The sequence below is a fragment of the Pseudofrankia coriaricola genome, assembly GCF_032027725.1.
Classification (GTDB): Bacteria; Actinomycetota; Actinomycetes; order Frankiales; family Frankiaceae; genus Pseudofrankia.
The window spans coordinates 279,834-302,427 of the sequence record NZ_JASNFO010000002.1 but is presented as its reverse complement, the minus strand read 5'-3'; the positions used below and the strand labels follow the sequence as shown (position 1 = coordinate 302,427).

The following is a 22,594-nucleotide window of genomic DNA, read 5'->3' as shown; positions in this document are numbered from 1 at the left end:
GTCATGGCCACCCGACGAACGAAAAAGCCCGTGTCCCCGGTAGCCCTCGTGGGCGCCGGGCCCCGTGACCCCGGCCTGCTGACCGTGCTGGCCGTCGAGACCCTCAACGCCGCCGACGTCGTCGTCGCCGACCCGGATGTCGCCCCCGGCATCCTCGAGCCGCTCACCGCCGAGGTGCTGCGGATCGGCGACCTGGACGCGCCGAAACCGATCCGGGACGCGGAGGCCGCCACCGCGGCGGTTGTCAGCCGGGCACGAGCCGGCGACAAGGTCGTCCGGCTCTACGCGTCCGACCCATGGCTGACCCGGATCGGCGCGAACGACGCGCAGTCGCTCGCGAAGGCCAAGATCCCGTACAAGGTCATTCCCGGTGTCGCGACCGGCGCCGCTGTCTCCACATACGCGGGCGTCGCCCCCGGCCTGCCGGTGACCTTCGCCAGCACCAGCGGGGTGTTCTCGTCCAGCGGAGAGCTGCCGGTCGCCTCGCCGTTCGGGCCGGACACGGGCGGCCTCGGCTCGTCGCCGTTCGGGTCGTCGCGCGGGCTGATCGGCCGCCCGCTCGGCGGCACCCTAGGCGGTGGGCTTGGCGGCGGCCTGGGCTCAGGAAGCCTGGGCTCCGGCGGGCTGGGCGGTGGGCTTGGTGGCGGCCTGGGCGGCGGCCTCGGCCTGGGCGGGGGGTTCGGCGGCCTGGGCGGCGGGACCGTCGCGGGCATGTCCGACGTGGACTGGGCTGGCCTCGCCCAGACCCCGGGCACGCTGGTGATCACCGCGGCGCCCAGCGAGATCGGCAAGGTCGCCACGGCGCTCGTCGAGCATGGCCGGCCGGGTGACACCCCGACGGCCGTCACGGTCGACGGCACCACCACCGACCAGCGCACCGTCAGCTCCACCCTCGACCGGATCGAGACCGACTGCGCACCGCTGCTGGCCAACTCGAGCCAGCCGCCGACCCAGGTCGTCCTGTCGATCGGTCCCGTGGTCGCGACCCGCGCCAAGCTGTCCTGGTGGGAGACCCGGGCACTGTTCGGCTGGACCGTCCTGGTGCCGCGGACCAAGGAGCAGGCGGCTGTCCTGTCGGACCTGCTGCGCTCGCACGGCGCGAGCCCGCTGGAGGTGCCGACGATCGCCGTCGAGCCGCCGCGCACCGCCGCCCCGATGGAGCGCGCGATCACCGGCCTGGTCTCCGGCCGCTACCAGTGGGTGGCGTTCACGTCCGTCAACGCGGTCAGGGCCGTGCAGGAGAAGGTCGAGGAGCGCAGCCTGGACGCCCGCTCGTTCGCCGGCGTGAAGGTCGCCGCGATCGGCGAGGCGACGGCGGACGAGCTGCGCGCCTTCGGCATCCGGCCCGACCTGGTGCCCTCCGGCCAGCAGTCCAGTGAGGGCCTGCTCGCCGACTGGCCGCCGTACGACAGCTCGCTCGACCTGCTCGACCGGGTGCTGCTGCCGAGGGCCGACATCGCCACCGAGATCCTGGAGGCCGGGCTCAAGGAGCGCGGTTGGCAGGTCGACGACGTCACCGCCTACCGGACGGTGCGTGCCGCGCCGCCGCCCGCGCCGATCCGCGAGGCCCTCAAGGGCGGCCGGGTCGACGCCGTGGTCTTCACCTCGTCCTCCACGGTGCGCAACCTGGTCGGCATCGCCGGCAAGCCGCACGAGACGACCGTGATCGCGTGCATCGGCCCGAAGACCGCCGAGACCGCCCAGGAGCTGGGCCTGCGGGTCGACGTGCAGGCACCGGAGTCGACGATCTCCGCGCTGGTCGGCGCGCTCGCGGAGTTCTCCGCCGAGCACCGCGAGGAACTGGGCAAGGTCGGCCCGCTGGCCGCCCGCCTGCCCAAGCCCCGGCGGGGCCGGCGATGAATCCTGTGGTCGCCTGCCGTCGTGCCGTTCCGGTTGGGTTGTTGGCCGGCTTCTACGGCTTCCTTGCGATCGGTTCGGGTCTGGCTGTCGGGCCCCGGTCGCGTTGTGGTCGGGTCGCCTGGCGGCCGGGGGCTGGCGGCCCGTCGAGGGACGACCGGTGAGCGCCGCGGCCGGGCTGGGCGGCGGCGTTGGTTTCCCGCTGGCGCGGCCGCGGCGGCTGCGGCGCACGCCCGCGCTGCGCCGCCTCGTCGCGGACGTCCGGCTGCACCCGGCGGACCTGGTCCTGCCGGTGTTCGTCAAGGAGGGCGTGACCGAGCCGGTGCCGGTGGTGTCCATGCCGGGCGTCGTCCAGCACACCCGCGACTCGCTGCGCAAGACCGCCGCCCAGGCGGCCGAGGCCGGCGTCGGCGGGATCATCCTGTTCGGTGTGCCCGCGGTGAAGGACGGCCGCGGTTCCGCGGCGGACGACCCGGACGGGATCGTGCAGCTCGCGATCGCCGACCTCGTCGCCGAGGTCGGCGGATCGGTCGCGATCATGGCCGACCTCTGCCTGGACGAGTACACCGACCATGGCCACTGCGGGCTGCTCACCGAGACCGGCGACGTCGACAACGACGCCACCCTGGAGCGGTACGCCTCGATCGCGGTGGCGCAGGCGAACGCGGGCGTCGAGGTGGTCGCGCCGAGCGGGATGATGGACGGCCAGGTCGGCGCGATCCGCGCCGCCCTGGACGGTGCCGGCTACCGCGACCTGCCGATCCTGGCGTACTCGGCGAAGTACGCGTCGGCGTTCTACGGCCCGTTCCGGGAGGCCGCCGAGTGCGCGCCCCAGTTCGGCGACCGGGCCGGCTACCAGCAGGACCCGGCCCGCTCGGCCGCCGAGGCGCTGCGGGAGGTGGCGCTGGACCTGGCCGAGGGCGCGGACGCGGTGATGGTCAAGCCCGCGCTGGCGTACCTGGACATCCTGCGGGCGGTGGCCGACACGGTGGACGTGCCGGTGGCGGCCTACCAGGTCTCCGGGGAGTACGCGATGGTCGAGGCCGCCGCCGCGAACGGCTGGGTCGACCGCGACCGGATCATCCACGAGACGCTCACCGCGATCCACCGCGCCGGCGCGGACATCATCCTCACCTACTGGGCAACCGAGGTAGCCACCAGGCTCGCCCACGGTTAGCGCCGCGTCCGGCCCATGTGGGTGGCCGGCCGGCCCGCTCGCCCGGAATGGGCGTTTCTCATCCCGCTTGACTCCGTCGGCGGCCTCGGCGACAGATGCCGAGGCCGCCGAGGCATTTCCTGGCGGCTCGGCCCATGCGGTCCCACCACCTCCTGGTGACGTCCTCCTGGTGACGTCGTGACGCTCGGCGGACACCTCGAAGGCACACATCTCTGGTTCATAGATACCCCCTGGGGGTATCATTGTGGGGCCGCCGGAGGATACCGGCGGGACCGGATACGAAGCATGGAGGAAGCCATGGTCGCCAGCACGTACACCGTGACCGGGATGACCTGTGGGCACTGTGTGAACGCCGTGACCGAGGAGCTATCCCACCTGTCGGGGGTCTCGGGGGTCCTGGTCAGCCTCGCGTCCGGCACGGCCGAGGTGACCAGCGAGGCTCCCCTTGATCGCGAGACGGTGCGGGCCGCCGTCGAAGAGGCTGGTTATCAGCTCGTGTGACGTGCGGGCGCGACCACGCGTGCCAGGGGCGGGAGGACCATGATGGCCGCGATCCGGGAACTCGACCCGATGAGCGCGGGCGACACCGTCGAGCTGATGGTCGGCGGGATGACCTGCGCCTCCTGCGCGGCCAGGGTGCAGCGCAGGCTGAACAAGCTGCCGGGCGTCGACGCGGCGGTGAACTACGCGACCGAGCGTGCGACCGTCCGGCTGGTCGGCCACGACGGTGAGCCGACGACCGACGCGTACGCCGGCGGCGCCCGGGATGGAGCGCGGGCGAACGCGACGACGGCTGGCGGTGCTGGCGGTGCTGGCGGTGCCACGGCGGGTGGGACGCTGACCATCGCCGACCTCGTCCAGGCGGTCGAGGCCGCCGGCTACACGGCCGCGCCGCTCACCCCGGCCGGCACGCGCGGGCAGACCGACGGGCCTGGTTCCGGCGGGTACCCCGGCCGTGCTCAGGACAGTCATCCTCAGAGCGGCCACGATCACGGATCCGGGTTCGACGCGGCGAATCCGCCGACCGTCGACGCGATCGCCGAGGCCGAGACGCGGGAGGCCGCCGAGACCCGCCGGTCGTGGACGCGGCTGTGGGTGAGCGCCTCGCTCGCCGTCCCGGTGATCGTGCTGGCGATGGTGCCGCCGGCGCAGTTCCCCGGCTGGCAGTGGGTGTCGCTGGGGCTCGCCGCGCCCGTGGTCGGCTGGGGCGGGCTGCCGTTCCACCGGGCCACCTGGCGCAATGCCCGCCACGGCGCGGTCACGATGGACACGCTGATCTCGCTCGGCACGCTCGCCGCCTTCGGCTGGTCCCTGTACGCGCTGGTGTTCGGGGACGCCGGCATGATCGGCATGCGGCACGGCTTCGACCTCGCCGTCGGCTGGACGGGCGGCGGCCCCGGGGAGAGCCTCGACACGATCTACTTCGAGGTGGCGGCCGGCGTCACGGTGTTCCTGCTCGTCGGCCGGTACCTGGAGCTACGGTCGCGCAGGCGGGCCGGGGCGGCGCTGCGGGCGCTGCTGGAGCACGGAGCCCGGGACGTCGCCGTGGTGGGCCCGGACGGGGCCGAGCGACGGGTGGCGGTCGAGACACTCGCCGTCGGCGACCTGTTCGTGGCCCGGCCGGGGGAGCGGATCGCCACCGACGGGGTCGTCGCCGAGGGATCGGCCGCGATCGACACCAGCCTGGTCACCGGCGAGTCGGTGCCCGTCGACGTCGGGCCGGGCGCGGCGGTGACCGGCGGGACCGTCGCGGGCGGGGGCCGGCTCGTCGTGCGGGCCACCCGGGTCGGCGCGGACACCCAGCTCGCGCAGATGGCCAGGATGCTCGCCGCCGCCCAGTCGGGCAAGGCCGAGATCGCCCGGTTGGCCGACCGGGTGTCGGCGGTCTTCGTCCCGGTCGTCCTCGTGCTCGCCGTCGCGACCGTCGCCACCTGGCTGGCCATCGGCCAGCCGGTGGCCGCCGCCTTCACCGCCGCCGTCGCCGTGCTGATAGTCGCCTGCCCCTGCGCGCTGGGCCTCGCGACGCCGATGGCCCTGCTGGTCGGCACCGGGCGCGGTGCCCAGCTCGGCATCCTGATCCGCGGGCCGGAGGTGCTGGAGTCGACCCGGCGGGCCCAGGTCGTCGTGCTCGACAAGACCGGCACGGTCACCACCGGCCGGATGAGCGTCGTCGAGGTGCGCCCTGCCCCCGGATCCGCGGCCGCCGGCATCACCGCGGGCGAGGTGCTGCGCCTGGCGGGCGCCGTCGAGGCGGCCAGCGAGCACCCGATCGCCCAGGCGATCGCCGCGGCCGCCGGCGTGGCCGAGGCAGCCGGTTCGGCCGGGACAGCCGGCGTGGCCAGCTCCGGCTCGGCGCTCGCCGCGCCGGCGGTGACCGACTTTGTCGCGCTGCCCGGTCTCGGCGCCGGCGGCACCGTCGACGGGTGTCGCGTGCTCGTCGGCCGGGCCCGGCTGCTCGCGGAGCGGGGCGTGCCGGTCGACGAGGATCTTGCCGCGTGGCAGGTGACCACCGAGGCCGCCGGCCGCACCGTGGTGCTCGTCGCCTGGGGCCCGGCGCCGGACCGGCCGCCGCGGCTCGGCGATGCCGGTGCCGGTGGCGCTGGCACCGCGGGCGCTGCCGGCGCGGTGGGCCTGTGTGCCCGGGGCGCTGTCGTGGTCGCGGATACCGTGCGCCCGAGCGCGGCCGACGCGGTCGCCGCGCTATGCGGGCTGGGGCTGCGGCCGATGCTCGTGACCGGTGACGCGGAGCCGGTCGCGCGGGCCGTCGCCGCCCAGGTCGGGATCGACGCGGCGGACGTCGTCGCGGGCGTGCTGCCGGCAGGCAAGGTCGAGACCGTTCGCGGGCTGCAGGCCCAGGGGCTGGTCGTGGCCATGGTCGGTGACGGGGTGAACGATGCCCCGGCGCTCGCCCAGGCCGACCTGGGGCTCGCGATGGGCACGGGTAGTGACGTCGCGATCGAGGCGGGTGACCTGGTGCTCGTCGGCGGCGACCCGACGTCGGCGGCTGACGCGATCCGGCTGTCCAGGGCGACGCTGCGCACGATCCGCGGCAACCTGTTCTGGGCGTTCGCGTACAACGTGGCGGCGCTGCCGGTCGCGGCTCTCGGGCTGCTCAACCCGATGATCGCCGGCGCGGCGATGGCGGCCAGCTCCCTGTTCGTCGTCTCGAACAGCCTGCGGCTGCGTCGCTTCGCCCGCCACCCCGCCGATTCCGCCTGACAGTGGTCTTTACCGACTTTTGGTGACGAATCAGGTTCCCGCCGTTCGTCAGAACGCCTATGTTTGCGAACGCAACGGCACGGACAGATGCCACGATGTAGTCCTTGGTGGCATGTTTGCTGCGGTCTGGAATGGGATCGGCATACTTCGGTCGGATCCACGAAGCGGGCCGCAGCCCGCGCTGATCAGGGGGCGCCGGGCCGGCCGTTGGGCTGGTCCGCCGAGCGGAGGATCACCGAGACGCGGTCATGACCACGACCCATCCGGCGCGCAGACCCGCGCCACCGACGGAACCACCCGCTTCGGCAATTGAGCCGGAGCCACCCCCCGAACCCACGGATTCCAGCCCACAGCCGGACATCCCAGCCGCCGCCAAGCCCGACCAGCCGACCATCCCGGTCCAGCCGACCGCCCCCGACCAGCCAGCGACCACGGAGCCTCGTCCCAAGGCACGCCCGACGAGGGCGAAATCGCGTGCGACTGGCGGCAGTCCACGGACTCCGACCAGGAGACGCGCGGCGGTGGCGAAGCCGCGTGTGGCCGGGGATGACCAGCGATCTTCGGGAGACCAGCAGTCTCCCGCCGAAGGCGGCGCGGCGGTGGCAGAGCCGGGCGCGGCTGGGGGAGATGAGAGGACTCCCGCCGACGGCGGCGCGGAGACCGAGTCCGGTGTCGCCGGGGTCGATGACGTGGCTGGTGTCGAAGGCGGTGTTTCGGCGCAGCCAGAGGTGGCCGCGGTCGAGACTGATGAGAGGGCCCCCACCGAAGGCGGGGCGGCGGCGAAGCCTCGCGTGGCGGGGGGTGGTGAACCAGTGTGGGCGATCGACGCACACGAGCTGGTCAAGACCTACCGGGGGCGTCGGCGCGGTGATCCGCCGATTCGGGCCGTTCGTGGCGTCAGTCTGCGCGTTCCCGCCGGGACGATCTTCGGCCTGCTCGGCCCGAACGGCGCCGGCAAGTCGACCACGGTGCGAATGCTCGCGACGCTTTCCCGGCCGGATAGCGGGTCGGCCACCGTCGCCGGCCACGACCTGCTGCACAGCCCGTGGAATGTCCGCCGCGCGATCGGGATCGTGTCGCAGAAGACCGGTGCCGATCTCGACGCCACCGGCCGGGAGAACCTGCTGCTGCAGGGCCGGCTCTATGGCCTCGGTGGCGCCCCGCTCATCCGCCGCGCCGACGAGCTGCTGGCGCGTTTCGACCTTGTCGGCGCGGCCGACCGGCTGGCTCGCACCTACTCCGGCGGCATGCTGCGCCGCCTCGACGTGGCGATCGGCCTGGTCCAGCGCCCGACCGTGCTCTTCCTCGACGAGCCGACGACCGGTCTCGACCCGCACGCGCGGGCGGTGATGTGGGACGAGATCGCGGCGCTCACCGCCGACGGGCTGACGATCCTGCTCACCACCCACTACCTCGAGGAGGCCGACCGGCTCGCCACCCAGGTTGCGATCATCGACAGCGGTCAGGTGGTCGTGGAGGGCACCCCGGACGCGCTCAAGAGCGAGCTGCGCGGTGACGCCGTCGATGTGGACCTGGGTACGGAGCCGACCGCCACCCAGGCCGAAAACCTGCGCGCCCGGCTCGCCGCTCTGCCGGGCGCGGTGGAGGTCCTGTTCGACGGACGCGCGGTGCGGACCCGGGTGGACGAGGGCGCCGTGAAGCTGCCAGCGATCTTCGCGGCGGTGGATGGTGCGGGCCTGTCCGTCGTGGCGGCCACCGTGGCACGCCCGTCCCTGGACGACGTCTACCTGCGCCATGTCGGTCACCGGCTCGGCCAGTCCGGGGGGGTGGCCTGATGGCGACGGCACCCGAGCGCGCCCCGAACCAGCCGGAACCGGCGGTGGACGACGCCGCAGCGGTAGACGACCCTACAGCGATGGCCGACGTCACGGCGATGGCCGACGTCGCGGCGGTGGACGACCCCACGGCGGTGGACGATCCCACGGCGGTGGACGACCCCGCGGTCTGGGATTTGTCCCAGATCCCGGAGATCGTGTCGCCGGGCTCCTCGGCCCCGGCCGCGGCGGCCCTGGCAGCGGCGGTGCCGGTCGCGGTGCCGGTCCCGGTCCCGGTGCCGGTCGCGGCGGCGCCTGTCGGCGCGTTCGAGGGCGGTGTCGCCTACCCGGCCGGGTGGCGACAGTTCGGCGCGCTCACGGCCCGCATGGTGCGCGCGATGCTGCGCCATCCGGCGTTCCTCGCGATCACGCTGGTGCAGGCCGTGGTCTGGCTGCCGCTGTTCGGGTCGTTGTTCCGTGGCGTGGCGGCGATCCCCGGCTTCGGCGGCGGGAACTACATCGACTACCTGACCCCCGGCGTGGCGACGATGAGCGTGCTGTTCTCGGCCGGCTGGGCGGGGATCCGGTTCATCGACGACATGGAGAGCGGGGTGATGGAGCGGCTGCTGGCCTCGCCGACCAGGCGGTGGGCGGTGGTCGGCAGCATGCTCGCCTACCAGGCACTGCTCGTCGCCGTGCAGGTGACACTGGTGGCGCTGCTCGGCTGGGCGCTGGGCGCGAGCTTCCACTCCGGTGTTGTGGGCGTGCTGGTGATGATCGTCATGGCGGTCACGTTGAGCTCGGTGGTGACGGCGCTGTCGGGCGCGCTGGCGCTGGTGGTGCGCCGACGGGAGGCGCTGATCGCGGCGGCGAACATCCTGGTGCTGCCCCTGACGTTCCTGTCGAGCGCGATGATGCCCGTGCACCTGCTGCCTCATTGGATCCGCGTGGCGTCCGCCTACAACCCGGCGAACTGGGCGGTTACCGGCTCACGGACCGCCCTTGAGGCACATCCCGACTGGTTGTCCGTGCTGGGCTACTTCCTCGTGCTCGCCTCGCTGGCTGGTGTCGCTTCGGCAGTCGCGGTCCGCGCCTTCCGCGGCTACCTGCGCTCGCTGTGACATTGGTTCGCTCCGTCCGGGCGGCGCGCTCCGGTCCCTTCCCTTGCTTCGCGGCGGGAAGGGACCTCCGCGTGCCGTCCTCCTCCGCTCACGGGCGCTCCGGCGACCTCGCTGCGGCCCGACCCACTTCGCTTCGCTCGTGGGCCGGGCCTCCGCGAGGTGCGCCTCCGCGCCAGCTCGGGTAGGTAGGGGCTGCTACCACCCGGGGCGTGCGGGGGGCGTGTGCAGGCGGCGACTGCGCGCACGTGGCACGCTACGGAGGGTGACGGGGCAGACGGTTCTGACGGTGCTGACGGGCGTGGCGATCGTCGCGCTGGCCTCCTGGGTGTCGCTGGCGACGTGCTGGGGCGGGTACTGGCGGACCGACCAACGCCTGCCGTCCCGGCGCACACCGGCCAAGTGGCCCGCGGTCGCGATCATCGTGCCCGCCAGGGACGAGGCGGCCATGCTGCCGTTGACGCTGCCAACCCTGCTCGCCCAGGACTACCCGGGCCCGGTGACGCTGGTCCTCGTCGATGACGCGAGCACCGACGACACCGCCGAGGCCGCCCGCGACCTCGGCGCGCGGGAGCTCGCCCGCCGGGCCGCGGCGCGCGATGCCGGCGACCCCGCCGCGCTCGGCGGCGTCGGGCTCACCGTGCTCACGTCCACCCCGCCGCCGCCCGGCTGGACCGGCAAGCTGTGGGCGCTCCAGCATGGCGTGGAGTTCGCGGGCGAGGCCGAGTTCGTGCTGCTCACCGACGCCGACATCGCGCACCGGCCGGGCTCGCTGCGCGCGCTCGTCGAGGCGGCGACGACGCACCGGCTCGACATGGTCTCCCAGATGGCCCGGCTGAACGTCACCACCCGCTGGGAGCGGCTCGTCGTCCCGGCCTTCGTGTACTTCTTCGCGATGCTCTACCCGTTCCGCTGGTCGAACCGGCCGCGGTCGGCGATCGCGGCGGCGGCGGGCGGCTGCTCGCTCGTCCGCCGCGGGGTACTGGTCGACGCGGGCGGGCTCGCGGCGGTGCGCGGTGCGGTCATCGACGATGTGGCGATCGCCCGGCTGGTCAAGAAGGCCGGAGGGCGGACGTGGCTCGGCCTTGCCGACCGGGTCGACAGTGTGCGGCCCTACCCGGCGCTCGCCGACCTGTGGAACATGATCGCCCGCACTGCCTACACCCAGCTGCGCCACTCGATCGCGCTGCTCGCCGCGACCGCCGTCGGCATGCTGCTGCTGTTCGCCGTGCCGGTTGTGGCGGCGGTGACCGGGCTCGCGGCCGGTGACCCGGTGCTGGCGGCGCTCGGAGCGGCCGGCTGGCTGGTGCTTGCCGGGACCTACCTGCCGATGATCCGCTACTATCGCCAGCCGCCGCCCGCGGCGCTGCTGCTGCCGGTGACGGCGATGTTCTACCTGGCGATGACCCTCGACTCGGCCCGCCGCCACCGCGCCGGTCGCGGCGCCGCCTGGAAGGGCCGCACCTACGGCGCCGCGGCCGCCGGGCCGTCCGGCGGGTCCGACGCCGACGTGCTCGCCGCCGCGGACGCGGTGCCCGCCCGTGCCACCGGTCCCGCCGCGGACCAGGTCGACGCGCTGCGCCGGCTTCTGCTCCCCGAGCAGCCGCCCACCCGTGACCGAACCAGCGCCCCGCGCCGGGTCCGTGGCGCCGTCGTCGGCCAGCGCAAGCCTGTCGACGAGGATCCGGAACCCACCTCATCGGGCACCGGCCACGACCCTCGATAGCGGCGGTTGTCCGCCAGCTTGCGCAAGGGGTCCGGTTAGCCGGTACTTTCCAGGAAAGGCCGCGACCGGGCGCGCCCCGCCTCCGTTACCCGATCGGAAACCTCACGCGCGCCGGGCGCGCGGCCGGTCACGTCCTATTCGGATGGGGGCGGCGAAACCACGTGAGCAGTAATCCGGGCGATCCCCAACAGGCCGGCCAGCCGGCCGGCTGGAACTGGCCACCGACAGCCCTCGGCCCGGCCGACAGGCCGGTCGAGGGCCCTCCGCCGCCGCCCATCCACCCGCCAGTCGTCGGCGTGGCCGCTCCCGCGCCAGGGCCGGCCGCGGGTCCTCCGATCGCCCCCTGGCACACGACCGCGCCCGTCATCGCCGGCCCCCCGCCCCCGCCTGCGCGGCCGCCCGCGCCGCCCGCGGGTGTCGCGCCGTGGGGCGGCGGGGGCGCCGCCGCGCCGGTGCCCGCGCACTGGGCGCAGGTGCGGGGACGGGTCGTGTTCGACAGCGCATGGTGCGCGCTGCGAGAGGGGCGGACCAGCGGCTTCTCGATGATCGGCAGCCGCCAGCTGCTGCTCACCGACCTGCCGGCGGTGTACGTGCACGACACCGGCGGGTTCGGCGCCGCGGTCCTGAGCACGTTGGAGCCGGCCTTCGACCCCGTCGCGACGGTCGAGCTCCACGAGGGCAGCACGCGGCTCGCCGTCGACGTCGCGTTCCCCGACGGGCGGACCTACCAGGCCGCGACCGTCACCCCGCTGCCGCCGGAGCTGCGCGCCGCGCTCACCGGCCTGTTCGGCCGGCTGCTGCCGGACGCGTGGTCGACGGCGTTCGTCAGCCCGTGCGCCATGTCCGTCACGCCGCACTACGAGCAGGACCCGGGCGCCGACGCCACCCTCAAAGCCGCCGCGCCCCCGGTCGCCGTGGCCCCACCTCCCGCCGATGCCGCCACCGGCGGGCTCTCCGCGGCCACCGTCAGGGGCGCCGCCGCCAAGGTCGCGGCCGCCGCCCGCGGCGCGTCCGCGAGCGAGGGGCAGGCGGGCACCCCCAGCGCCCCCGACGGGGAGCTCACCACCTACGTCGTCGTGAAGGACGGCCGGCTCGAGCTGCGCTCCCGAGGACAGACGATCATCGACTGGCCGCTCAACCGGGTCGCCGTCGAGCCGGCCGGCCCCACGAGCGCGGCGGTGCGCGGCGGTGCCGTGCTCGACGGCCGGTTCCTCACCGGCGTGACGCTGCACCTGGCCACCCCGGAGGTGCTCGCCGCCTTTCTGGCCACCGCGCACGCCGAGCGGCGCGAGGCCGAGCCCGCGGCCATCGGAACCTCCGCGCCGGTGTGGGCGAGCGGGCTGGGCGGCGACGCGGCGCGGGGCCGGGCGGACTGCGTCCTCGGTGACACCGTGCTGGAGCTGCAGCCGCGCGAGAGCGTCACGGCGCTTACCCGGTTCGAGCTGACCGACTCCCGGCTGCGGGTGGCCGGTTCGGCGCAGCGGTTCGTCATTTTTGACCCGGAGCACGGCCCGGTGGTCGTGGAAAGTGACTCGGAGGCATTCGGCCAGCGGGTGGGGGCCCACCCGGGGGTGCGGTCGGCGGCCGAGCGGACGCTGGCGGCCGGCCCCTACCCGGCCGAGCTGGCGGACGGGGGGCCGGTCGCCTGCGCGGTCGCGGCCGGCGCGTTACGGGTGAAGGGCCCTGGTGCCGACCTGCGGGTGCCGTTCCCGGAGATCCTGTCCGTCGAGGGCACCGCCGACGCGGCACGCGCCAGCCTGCGGGTGGCGGCCGCGGGCGCGGACGTCACGGTCGTCGGCCAGCTGGAGCTGGTCCGCGCGCTGCACACGGACATCGTCGCCGGCAACTACGCCACCGAGGACCCGCGCCACCTTCCCGACATGCTGCGGGCAGCCGCGGGCCTGGAGGACGACTACTTCCTCTACACGATCTTCGGCCCGTTCTACGAGCTGCACGCCGCCCTGCTCGGCGACGCGGCCGCGGGCGACCTGGCCGTCCCGGTGACGCTGCCGGCGGACGACGAGGGCCAGCTGCGCACCGCCGCCGCGCTGTCGGAGGGCCTCGACGAGCTGCGGCGCCACCTCGACCAGGTCGGCTCGGTCCTGCCCGCCTTCATCCGCCACCGCGACGCGCTGCTGCTGGCGCCGGCCACGGGTGGACGGGCGGAGCCGGAGTGGCTGAAGGCTCAGGAGAGCCGGCTGCGAGCGGCGCTCGCCCCCGCACAGCGCGCGGCGGCCGAGACCGGGGCGCTGTCGGCGCAGGTGCAGCGCCTGATGGACCTCGACCCGTCCGCGCTGCCGAAGGCCAACTACGCGGGCGCCGCGGTCGCGCTCGGAGCGGCACTGCTGAACCCGGTGTTCCTGGTTTCCGGCGCGACCCAGGCGTTCAGTCAGTACAACCAGCGGGCGCAGCGGTCGGCTCTGATGAGCGCGCAGGCGGTGAGTGGTTGGGCGAGCGCCCTCGACCGGTGGAACACGCTGGTCACCGCCACACTCCCGGTGCTCGGCTATGTACTGACCGAGAACCTGTTCGCGTTGCGCTGGGAGACCGCCCGCCGGCTCGCCGAGGAGCTGCGGCACGCGGCGCCGGCGGCGCGGGGGGCCGCGATGGGCGGGGTCGCCCGGCGGCTCGCCCGGCTCGACGTGCTGCGTCGCTATCCGGCGGGCACCGGCATCCGGCTCACCCGTGGTGAGATCGCGCACCATCTTCGTGCCGCGCGCGACTCGGTCAGCACCCCGCGGTTCGTCGACTTCTGATTCCCACAGTGACTTTGGAACATGCCGCCGGGTACGCGAAGGAAGAGCATTTTCGCGCACCCTTTGGCCCTCCAGTGACTTTGGATCATGGCCGCCGGGTACGCGAAGGAAGAGCATTTTCGCGCACCCTTTGGCCCTCCAGTTACTTTGGATCATGGCCGCCGGGTACGCGAAGGAAGAGCATTTTCGCGCACCCTTTGGCCCTCTGCTCAGCCGCGAGGGAGCGCGATGTCCATCTTTGCGAGCCAGTTCGACCGCGCCCGGGTCTACACGGGCATGTACACCGGCCGGCCCGACGACACGACCTGGCGGACACCCCGGGGTGCCGCCACCGGTGGAGGAGGGCTCCTCGCCGGCGGGGTGGTCGCGGCCCTGGCCGCGGGCGGGGTGGTCGCCGGCCTCGCCGCGGCGGCGGCTGTCGACGCGTTCTTCGACGGCGACGCGGACGCGGGCGCCCATCACGACGCGCACGCCGATCCCCACCAGGACGGCCCCGCGGGCGCCCACTCGGACGGCCACGCGGACGCCATGGCCGATGCGCACGCCGGCGCGGAGAACGCGGCGGCCGATGAGGTGAGCGGCACCGGGTCCCAGGGCGCCGACGGCGCGGATGCCGACGGAGCGAATGCCCACGGGCACGCCGATGCCTGGGGCGCGGGCTGGGGGGACGGCTGGGACGACGGCTGGGACGCGGAGTCCAGCCACCGGCTGGCCGCCGGCGGCCACGCCGGGACCACGGCGGCCGGCCACGAGACAGACATGCTCGGGAGAACGGCCGGCTCGGAGGCCCATCAGCTCTTCACCGAGACAACCGCGGCCGACGCGGACTACGACAGCCAGGGCAGGGGCGAGTCGGGCCCGACGACGGGCCACACCGATCCGGGACATCTCCACGCGGAGGGCACCGAGAGCCCCCACACGGAGGGCACGGAGAACCCCGACGGCTCCGGTTCCGGTTACGACGGTTCTGGTTACGACACCTACAACGCCGCCGATCACGTCCACACCGGCCACGAGGAGGCCTGGGCGCACCAGGCCGGCCACACCGACGTCGGGTTCGGCGGCGACGGCGACTTCCCGTCCTTCCACGACGCCGGCTCCTGACGGTCAGCCGACCGTCAGGAGCAGCCTCGTCGCCCCGACCTGGCGCGATTCGCCGGCCTGGCCTGAACTCAACTAGTACCTGAACTCGCCTCGTACCTGAACTCGCCTGGTGACGGCGCATCAGCGGGCTGGCGCGAAGCGCTAGCCCTGGGCTAGGGCGCTCAGCAGGGTGCGGGTGCGCCGCTCCTCGGCGGTGCCGGGGGCGGCGAACACGTTGGCGACGAAGTCGGTCGTCCCGGCGGACGCGAGATCGGCGATCCGTGCCGAGACGGTGTCCTCGTCGCCGATGATCGCGACGTCCGCGGGCCCGGCGGCGCCCTCCCTGTCGAGCATCGCGCGGTATGAGGGCAGGCCACCGTAGATCGCGAAGATCTTGCCGGCCTGGGCGTGCGCGGTGGCCGGGTCGTCGGTGACGCAGACCGGCAGGGAGGCGGCCACCCGGGGCTCGGGCCGGCCGGCCGCCGCGGCCGCCGCCCGGATCGTCGGCACGATGTGGTCGCGCACGGTCGCGGGCCCCGTCATCCACAGCACGGTGCCGTCGGCGTGCGCGCCCGCCAGCCGCAGCATCGCCGGCCCGAGGGCCGCGACCAGCACGGGCACCCGCCCGAGCCGGGGCGTCGAGAGCCCGGCCGCGGCCCGCAGCGTCTCGCCCTTCACGTCCACGGGCTTGCCGTCGAGCAGTGGCACCAGCACCGACAGGTACTCCGACATGTGGCGCGCCGGGCGCTCGAAGCTGTAGCCGAGCATGTCCTCGATCACGATCTTGTGCGACAGGCCGATGCCGAGGGTGAGCCGGCCGCCGGCCGCGAGCGCCGTCGTCAACGCCTGCTGCGCGAGCGCGACCGGATGGCGCGGGTACGTCGGCACCACCGCCGTGCCCACCTCGATCCCGGGCACCTGACTGCCGACGACGGCCAGCGCCGTCAGCGCGTCCAGGCCGAAGATGTTCGACATCCAGGCCGACGCGAACCCGTCGTCGGCGGCCCGGGCCAGCGCGTCGCGCAGCTTCGCGAACGCGTCCGGCCCCTCCGGGCTCGGTAGCAGGGTCCCGATGCGCATGGCGACTCCGATCGTCCGGCCCGCGTGGCGCGAGCAACGCCGGAACACGGGCGGTGGTTGGCGCGGTGAGCGGCGCCTGCCACTATCGCGGAGCGGTCTCCGCGCCGCCACGGTGCCTGGGCCTGCCCGCGCCGGCCAACTGTGAGCTGTCTCACGTCCCGATGGCCCAAGGGTAAGCATTCGCCGGTGCGATCGAGGATGGCTCCTCGTCGACCGGGTCACGCCTGCCTGGCCTCCTCGGCCCTGGGGCGCGAACGTCGACGCGTCGACGAACTACCGAGGCTGACCGTCGAGGGACGGGACTCAATGGTGAGCAGGTCGCGAGCCGTGCCGGACGGACCTGCGAGGATCGGGGACATGCACGTTCCAGCGGCTGACACGGTGACCCCGTCCGCGGCACCGGCTTCCGAACATCTGTTCGCCCGCGCCGGGCGGGTCATTCCCGGTGGCGTCAACTCCCCGGTCCGGGCATTCCGGGCGGTCGGGGGCGTGCCGCGGTTCATGGTGTCCGGCAAGGGCGCCTACCTGACGGACGCGGACGGCCGGCGCTACGTCGACCTGGTCTGCTCGTGGGGGCCGATGATCCTCGGCCACGCGCATCCGGACGTCGTCGACGCGCTGCACCGGGCCGCCGCCGGCGGCACCAGCTTCGGCACCCCGACCCCGGGTGAGGTCGAGCTCGCCGAGACGCTCGTCGACCGGGTGGCACCGTTGGCGCAGGTCCGCCTGGTCAACTCCGGCACCGAGGCGACGATGAGCGCGATCCGGCTGGCCCGCGGGTTCACCGGCCGGCCGAAAATCGTGAAGTTCGCCGGCTGCTACCACGGCCACGTCGACTCCCTGCTGGCCGCGGCGGGCTCGGGTATCGCGACCCTCGGCCTGCCCGACAGCCCTGGGGTGACCGGCGCGGCCACCGCCGACACCATCGTCCTGCCCTACAACGACCTGGCCCTGGTCGAGGCCGCCTTCTCCGAGCACGGCGAGGCGATCGCGGCGGTCATCACCGAGGCCGTGGCGGCGAACATGGGCGTCGTTCCGCCCCTGCCCGGCTTCAACGCCGGCCTTCGCCGGCTGTGTGACCAGTACGGGGCGCTGTTCATCTTCGACGAGGTCATGACCGGCTTCCGGGTCTCCCGCGCCGGCTGGTGGGGCCTGGAGGGCGCCGCCGAGGGCTGGGCGCCCGACCTGTTCACCTTCGGCAAGGTCATGGGCGGCGGGCTGCCCGCCGCCGCCTTCGGCGGCCGCGCCGAGGTGATGGCCCGCCTGGCGCCGGCCGGCCCCGTCTACCAGGCCGGCACCCTGTCCGGCAACCCGCTGGCCGTCGCCGCGGGGCTGGCCACGTTGCGCGCCTGCACGGACGAGGTCTACGCCACCGTCGACGCCCGCGCCGCCGACGTCGCCGGCATCATCTCCACCGCCCTGACCGAGGCCGGCGTCGCCCACCTGCCCGCCAACGCCGGCAACCTGTTCAGTTTCTTCTTCACCGACGCCGCCGCCGTCATCGACTACGCGGGCGCCGCCGCCCAGCACACCGCCCGCTACGCCGCCTTCTTCCACAGCATGCTCGACGCCGGCATCTACCTGCCCCCGTCCGCCTTCGAGGCCTGGTTCGTCTCCGCCGCCCATGACGACGAGGCCGTCAACCGCCTCGCCGACGCCGCCCCCGCCGCCGCCCGCGCCGCCGCGGCGGTGGCCGACCCGCCGGTCGCCGCCGGCGGGCGCGGGGCGGGGGCGTCATGAGCGAGGCGGCGGAGCGGACGCCGGATGCCGGGAGCGCGGCCCGGCCAGGCGACGAGAGCGCCGGTGCGGGTGCCATCACCGACGCCAGCGCCGTCACTGGTGCTGGCGCCGTCCTTGCCGCGGCCGACGCGTCGCCCAGGGTTGCCGGTGAGCCGGGGACGACGACCGTCCACCTGGTGCGTCACGGCGAGGTCTTCAACCCCGAGAAGATCCTCTACGGCCGGCTGCCGAACTACCGGCTCTCCGAGACGGGGGAGCAGCAGGCCAAGGTCACCGCGGAGTTCCTCGCCGGCTTCGACGTGGCGGCCGTCATCGCGAGCCCGCTGCTGCGCGCCCAGCAGACCGCCGCGCCGATCGCCGCTGCCCACCGGCTGCCCGTGATCACCGACCACCGGCTGATCGAGAGCCGCAACTTCTTCGAGGGCAGGGCGTTCGAGGCGAACCCTCGCCTGCTGCGTGACCCGAAGATGTGGTCAGTACTGCGCAACCCGCTGCGCCCGTCCTGGGGCGAGCCCTACACCGAGATCGCCGAGCGGATGCTGCGCGCCGCCGCCGAGTGGCGCGACGCCTTCCCCGGCCGGCACATCGTGCTGGTCAGCCACCAGCTGCCCGTCTGGACCGCCCGCCGGGCCCTCGAAGGCCTGCGCCTCTTCCACCGCCCCGACCGCCGCCAGTGCGCCCTGGCCAGCGTCACCTCCGCCGTCTACGCCGGCGACGGCGCCCTCCTGCGCGTCGACTACGCCGAGCCCAACGGCCCCACCTCCACCACCGCCGGCTCCGTCGGCGCCTGACGTTTCGGGGCGATCGCCGGTCCGGCTCCGGCCGTCGGATGGGCGGAAGCACGAGGTCAGGAGTTCAGGTACCACAGCACGGCGAGAACTCGCCGGTTGTCCGCGTCTGAGGGCTGGAGACCGAGCTTGGTGAAGATGTTGCTGACGTGCTTTTCCACGGCCCGTTCGGTGACGACCAGCGCGGCCGCGATGGCGGTGTTCGACCGGCCCTCCGCCATCCTGGCGAGCACTTCCCGTTCGCGTGGGGTGAGGGTGTCGAGCGCGTCATGGCGCCGGGCGCCCAGCAGCTGCGTCACGACCTCGGGATCCAGCGCCGTGCCGCCACCGGCGACGCGGGTGAGCGCGTCGACGAACTCGGCGACGTCGGCGACCCGCTCCTTGAGCAGGTAGCCCAGCCCCGCCGCCCCGCGCGGTGATCGCCCGAGCAGGGCCGTGGCATAGCGGGTCTCGATGTACTGCGAGAAGACGAGCACGCCGAGCCCCGGGTGGTCCTCGCGCAGCGCGATCGCGGCACGCAGCCCCTCGTCGGTGTGGGTCGGCGGCATCCGGATGTCGACGACGGCGACGTCGGGCCGGTGCGCGTCCACGGAGGCGCGTAACGCGTCGGCGTCACCGACCGCGGCGACCACGTCATATCCGTGGTCGGTCACCACCTCCACGAGGCCGGCTCGCAGGATCCCCGAGTCCTCGGCGATGACAACCCGCACGAGAGATCCCCCTTCCCGCCGCCGGTCAGACATGCAGCGGAAGCTCGACCGTCATGACGGTGGGCCCGCCCGGTGGGCTGTCGAGGACGAGGCGCCCGTCGACGGTACCGACGCGCTCCGCCAGCCCGGCGAGGCCTCCGCCGGTCGCCGCGTGCGCGCCTCCGGTGCCGTCGTCGCGTACCCGCAGCCGCAGCATCCCACCCCGCCGGGCGGCGTCGACGGTGATCCGGCGCGCGCCGGCGTGCTTGACGGCGTTGGTCAGCAGCTCGGCCGCGCAGTAGTAGGCGATGGCCTCGATGGCCGCGGACGGGCGGTTCGACGCGTCGGCTGGCACGTCGACCTGGAGGTCCACCTGCACCGGGCTGCGGGCCGCGAGTGTGGTCAGCGCGGTACCCAGCCCCGTGTCCAGAACCGGAGGGTGGATGCCGCGGGCAAGGTCCCGCAGCTCGACGATGGCCTCCTTGGCGCCGCGATGTGCCGCGCCGACCAGCTCCCGGAGCCGCGGCAGGTCGACCTCGGCGGGTGTGTCTCCGGCGGCGTCGAGCTTCTCCGACGCCAGGCCCAGCTTCATGGCCAGGGCGACGAGCTGCGCCTGGGTGCCGTCGTGGAGGTCGCGTTCGATGCGGCGCAGTTGGGCCGCCGCGTCCTCGACCGCGAGCGCGCGGGTCCGCTCCAGGTCCCGAACCCGGCGGGCCGTTCCGGACGGGCCGAGCAGCGCCGGGATCAGCCACGTCTCGACCGACAGGACACCGCGCAACACCCACGGCGCGGCCAGCAGCATGACCATGCCCTGCAGGACGAGCAGGAGGATCTCCGGCCAGGTGTCGACGTGGAGGTCGCCGTAGTCGAGGACCGCCTGGCGCTCGTGCCCGTGTGCGTCGCGGTAACTGCTGCCCACGTAGCCGAAACTCCACAGGATCGGCGACGCGATGAGGACCAGCCCGTAGCCCCGGAAGAAGACGACGACCGCGAAGGACATCACCGACAGCGGCAACGAGATCAGCAGGTAGGCCCGTGCCCGCCAGGCGGCGCTGTCGCCGACGCCCGCGCCGACCCATCCGACGAACCCCGGTGCCCGGCGGGCGCGCTCGGGCGCCTCCACGGCGAGGTGCAGCAGAGCACGGGCCAGCGCCCGGCGCACCGCGCCGAGGAGGCGTGCACCGGCGGAGAACGCGGCGATCACCGGCAGGCCGACGAGGGTGACCAGCAGACCGGTGCCCAGGACGAACGTCACCACAACATAGGCGGCGCCGAGAATGCCGAGCGGAAACCCGGCGACGGCATAGGCCAGCTCGGCCCAGGCCCTGGCGGTGAACGGGGCGCGGACGGCGGCGCGCAGGACCCGGCAGGGCCGCGCGGACCACGGCGCGTCGGCGGCCCGCTGGACGTCGAACCACCTCGCGCGGCCTCGTACCTCGGTCACCGTCTCGTCGAGCGCGGAGTTCTTGATCATTTGTCACCTCGCCCGGGTGGGTGGAGCGGTCGCATCATGCTGGCGCGGGGACGGCCCTGCGCCCATGGCGGCAGCACCCGGACCCGGGGTACGGGCATCCGAACCACCGCCAGCCGACCCCGCCCCGACCCCGCCCCGACCCCGACCGCCCGTCAGGTCCGCGTCGGGCAGGAGCCGCGCCGAGACCTTGCCACGCCAGCGCGGGCCAGCGCTCGTCCTCGGCACGTCCCATGGGTCGGATAACCGAACCTCAAAAGGTCGTGCCGGCTCGATTTACCCCGCGACCGCCCGCCAGCAGCATCGGATCCGCCAGCTCCCCTCACCAAAGGAACGTCACCTGTGGATCACATAACGGCTCCTATCGAGGTGCATGGCCTGACAAAACGTCACGGTCACGTCATCGCCGTCGACGCCCTCAGCTTCGACGTACAACCGGGCCGGGTGACGGGCTTTCTCGGTCCGAACGGTGCCGGTAAATCCACGACCATGCGGATAGTCGTCGGTCTGGATCGGCCGGACAACGGTGGGACGCGGATCAACGGAATGCCGTACAACCGGCTGCGGTGGCCCCTGCGCGAGGTCGGGGCCCTGCTGGAGACAAAGGCATTCCACCCGGGACGGTCCGCCCGCGGCCACCTCGGGGCGCTGGCGGCGGGCGGTGGCATCCCTCGCCGGCGGGTCGAGGAGGTGCTCGACCTCGTCGGCCTGACCAACGCGGCCGGCCGCCGGGCCGGCACGTTCTCACTCGGTATGGCCCAGCGGCTCGGCATCGCCGCAGCGATGCTCGGTGACCCGGGCGTTCTGCTGTTGGACGAGCCCGCCAACGGCCTCGACCCGGTAGGGATCCGCTGGTTGCGTGACCTGCTCAGGTCGCTCGCGGCCGAGGGGCGGGCCGTCCTCGTGTCCAGCCATCTGATCGGCGAGATGGCCCTCACCGCGGACCAGGTCGTGGTGATCGACAACGGCCGGCTCCGCGCCGACACCACGCTTGCCGCGCTCACCGCCGAGCACGGCTCGCTGGAGAACGCGTTCCTCACCCTCACCACGAACGGTGAGGGCGGCCGCGACGGCGACCGCGACCAGGCCACCGACGTCGGCAGGATCCCCACCAGGAGGAACCCGTGAGCACCGTCTCGACGCACGACCGGGGCTACGGGTACGCCCACGCCGTCCGGATGGAGTGGATCAAGCTGCGGACGCTGCGGTCCACCCGCTGGACGCTGCTGGCCGCCATCGCCAGCGCCATCGGGATCGCCACCGCCGTCGGCGCCTCCGAGCACACCGACCCGGTGTCCGACGTGACGAACAGCATCCTGTCCGGCGTCGCGCCTGGCCTGCTGCTCCTCGGCATCCTCGGCGTGCTCACCATGACAAGCGAATACAGCTCGGGCATGATCCTGGCGACCCTGGCCGCGGTCCCGAACCGGCTGCGTCTGCTTGCCGCCAAGGCGACCGTGTTCGGCCTGGCCGCCCTGGCCGTCGGCGAGGCCGCCGCGTTCCTCGCGTTCTTCGCCGGCTCGGCCGCTTTGCCCCAGGGACAGCCGGCCCCTGCCCTCGACCAGCCCGCTGTGCTGCGCGCCGTCGTCCTGAGCGGAGCGGGACTGAGCCTGGTGAGCCTGCTCGGGCTCGGCCTGGGCGCCATCCTGCGGCACTCCGCGGTCGCCCTCGCCGTGTTCGTCGTCGGCGCACTGCTCGTCGGGCAGTTCGCGCTCGTGTTCGCGCCTTCGGCCGCGCGCTACGTCCCGCTGGGGATCGTCGCCAATTCCCTCGCGGTGGCCACGCCCAAGGCAGATGCTCTGTCGCCCTGGGCCGGCCTCGGCCTGCTCTGCCTCTACGCCGCCGTGGCACTCGGGGCCGGCGGGTGGCTGCTCACCCGTCGAGACTCCTAGCCACCGCGCACAGCCACCTCGGATCCACTGCGCGGAGACCAGACTGCCAGCGTCACGCACATATGAGTACCAGCCAGCCGCAGTGCGGACTACCGTTCTGACGCAGCCGCCAGTACCTGCCTGCCGCACGCGACGGCTCAGCCGCTGGAGCTGATCGAGCCCGGTCTCGTCCCCGCGCCCAAGCGGCGGACGGACAGCGACGTCCTCGCCTCCATGTGGGCGG

The 22,594-nt window shown here is 74.0% G+C and carries 16 protein-coding genes; 13 read left to right on the top strand and 3 right to left on the bottom strand.

Going from position 1 to position 22,594, the window contains the following annotated elements; genetic code table 11:
• Window positions 1–3 precede the first annotated feature (3 nt).
• The 9 genes from QOZ89_RS03375 to QOZ89_RS03335 all read left to right on the top strand — a co-directional run bounded on the left by QOZ89_RS03375 (window position 4) and on the right by QOZ89_RS03335 (window position 14,732).
• Entirely contained in the window at window positions 4–1,860 is a 1,857-nt protein-coding gene (locus QOZ89_RS03375) for a bifunctional uroporphyrinogen-III C-methyltransferase/uroporphyrinogen-III synthase (RefSeq protein WP_312622930.1), read from the top strand.
• Between the two features lie 157 nt (window positions 1,861–2,017).
• Window positions 2,018–3,034: a porphobilinogen synthase gene (hemB, locus tag QOZ89_RS03370; protein ID WP_071050859.1), complete on the top strand. Its 1,017-nt coding sequence runs from the start codon at window positions 2,018–2,020 to the stop codon at window positions 3,032–3,034.
• 297 nt (window positions 3,035–3,331) lie between these two features.
• Window positions 3,332–3,535 (top strand): heavy-metal-associated domain-containing protein, encoded by a 204-nt coding sequence (locus QOZ89_RS03365; protein ID WP_083419167.1) that lies wholly within the window; start codon window positions 3,332–3,334, stop codon window positions 3,533–3,535.
• 42 nt (window positions 3,536–3,577) lie between these two features.
• A complete protein-coding gene (locus QOZ89_RS03360) occupies window positions 3,578–6,253 on the top strand; it encodes a heavy metal translocating P-type ATPase (protein WP_071050857.1) in 2,676 nt (891 codons plus the stop codon).
• 812 nt (window positions 6,254–7,065) lie between these two features.
• On the top strand, window positions 7,066–8,049 hold the full coding sequence (locus QOZ89_RS03355; protein ID WP_312622929.1) for an ATP-binding cassette domain-containing protein: 984 nt from the start codon (window positions 7,066–7,068) through the stop codon (window positions 8,047–8,049).
• Window positions 8,049–9,149 (top strand): ABC transporter permease, encoded by a 1,101-nt coding sequence (locus tag QOZ89_RS03350; protein WP_312622928.1) that lies wholly within the window; start codon window positions 8,049–8,051, stop codon window positions 9,147–9,149. The genes QOZ89_RS03355 and QOZ89_RS03350 overlap by 1 nt, the downstream gene beginning before the upstream one ends.
• Before the next feature lie 286 nt (window positions 9,150–9,435).
• Window positions 9,436–10,872, top strand: a complete 1,437-nt coding sequence (locus tag QOZ89_RS03345; RefSeq protein WP_312622927.1) for a glycosyltransferase — start codon at window positions 9,436–9,438, stop codon at window positions 10,870–10,872.
• Window positions 10,873–11,033: 161 nt separating this feature from the next.
• Window positions 11,034–13,628 (top strand): hypothetical protein, encoded by a 2,595-nt coding sequence (locus QOZ89_RS03340; RefSeq protein WP_312622926.1) that lies wholly within the window; start codon window positions 11,034–11,036, stop codon window positions 13,626–13,628.
• A gap of 228 nt (window positions 13,629–13,856) precedes the next feature.
• Window positions 13,857–14,732 carry a hypothetical protein gene (locus QOZ89_RS03335; RefSeq protein WP_071050839.1) on the top strand — a complete coding sequence of 292 codons (876 nt, stop codon included), beginning with the start codon at window positions 13,857–13,859 and terminating at the stop codon, window positions 14,730–14,732.
• Window positions 14,733–14,873: 141 nt separating this feature from the next.
• On the opposite strand, the gene QOZ89_RS03330 is transcribed toward QOZ89_RS03335, so the two are convergent.
• On the bottom strand, window positions 14,874–15,791 hold the full coding sequence (locus QOZ89_RS03330; RefSeq protein WP_071050838.1) for an LLM class F420-dependent oxidoreductase: 918 nt from the start codon (window positions 15,789–15,791) through the stop codon (window positions 14,874–14,876).
• A gap of 357 nt (window positions 15,792–16,148) precedes the next feature.
• On the opposite strand from QOZ89_RS03330, the gene hemL reads away from it, so the two are divergent.
• On the top strand, window positions 16,149–17,531 hold the full coding sequence (gene hemL, locus QOZ89_RS03325) for a glutamate-1-semialdehyde 2,1-aminomutase (RefSeq protein ID WP_071050837.1): 1,383 nt from the start codon (window positions 16,149–16,151) through the stop codon (window positions 17,529–17,531).
• The gene (locus QOZ89_RS03320; protein ID WP_083419151.1) at window positions 17,528–18,322 is read left to right on the top strand and encodes a histidine phosphatase family protein; all 795 of its coding nucleotides are present in this window, start codon (window positions 17,528–17,530) and stop codon (window positions 18,320–18,322) included. Before hemL ends, QOZ89_RS03320 begins: the two co-directional genes overlap by 4 nt.
• Window positions 18,323–18,378: 56 nt before the next feature.
• On the opposite strand, the gene QOZ89_RS03315 is transcribed toward QOZ89_RS03320, so the two are convergent.
• Both QOZ89_RS03315 and QOZ89_RS03310 read right to left on the bottom strand, forming a co-directional pair.
• Complete coding sequence (locus QOZ89_RS03315) at window positions 18,379–19,029, bottom strand: response regulator transcription factor (RefSeq protein WP_198543380.1); 651 nt, start codon at window positions 19,027–19,029, stop codon at window positions 18,379–18,381.
• Between the two features lie 25 nt (window positions 19,030–19,054).
• The gene (locus QOZ89_RS03310) at window positions 19,055–20,482 is read right to left on the bottom strand and encodes a sensor histidine kinase (RefSeq protein ID WP_312622924.1); all 1,428 of its coding nucleotides are present in this window, start codon (window positions 20,480–20,482) and stop codon (window positions 19,055–19,057) included.
• A 339-nt stretch (window positions 20,483–20,821) separates the two neighbouring features.
• Between QOZ89_RS03310 and QOZ89_RS03305 the strand changes: the two genes are divergently transcribed.
• Complete coding sequence (locus QOZ89_RS03305) at window positions 20,822–21,607, top strand: ABC transporter ATP-binding protein (RefSeq protein WP_312622923.1); 786 nt, start codon at window positions 20,822–20,824, stop codon at window positions 21,605–21,607.
• Entirely contained in the window at window positions 21,604–22,371 is a 768-nt protein-coding gene (locus tag QOZ89_RS03300; protein ID WP_071050833.1) for an ABC transporter permease, read from the top strand. The genes QOZ89_RS03305 and QOZ89_RS03300 overlap by 4 nt, the downstream gene beginning before the upstream one ends.
• The last annotated feature ends 223 nt before the right edge of the window (window positions 22,372–22,594 follow it).

What these genes read in the sequence shown, in the direction of transcription:
- QOZ89_RS03330 (WP_071050838.1), bottom strand. Translation starts at nt 15,791, where the DNA reads ATGCGCATCGGGACCCTGCTACCGAGCCCGGAGGGGCCGGACGCGTTC.
- QOZ89_RS03320 (WP_083419151.1), top strand. Translation starts at nt 17,528, where the DNA reads ATGAGCGAGGCGGCGGAGCGGACGCCGGATGCCGGGAGCGCGGCCCGG.
- QOZ89_RS03375 (WP_312622930.1), top strand. Translation starts at nt 4, where the DNA reads ATGGCCACCCGACGAACGAAAAAGCCCGTGTCCCCGGTAGCCCTCGTG.
- hemL (WP_071050837.1), top strand. Translation starts at nt 16,149, where the DNA reads ATGCACGTTCCAGCGGCTGACACGGTGACCCCGTCCGCGGCACCGGCT.
- QOZ89_RS03335 (WP_071050839.1), top strand. Translation starts at nt 13,857, where the DNA reads ATGTCCATCTTTGCGAGCCAGTTCGACCGCGCCCGGGTCTACACGGGC.
- QOZ89_RS03360 (WP_071050857.1), top strand. Translation starts at nt 3,578, where the DNA reads ATGGCCGCGATCCGGGAACTCGACCCGATGAGCGCGGGCGACACCGTC.
- QOZ89_RS03310 (WP_312622924.1), bottom strand. Translation starts at nt 20,482, where the DNA reads ATGATCAAGAACTCCGCGCTCGACGAGACGGTGACCGAGGTACGAGGC.
- QOZ89_RS03350 (WP_312622928.1), top strand. Translation starts at nt 8,049, where the DNA reads ATGGCGACGGCACCCGAGCGCGCCCCGAACCAGCCGGAACCGGCGGTG.
- QOZ89_RS03365 (WP_083419167.1), top strand. Translation starts at nt 3,332, where the DNA reads ATGGTCGCCAGCACGTACACCGTGACCGGGATGACCTGTGGGCACTGT.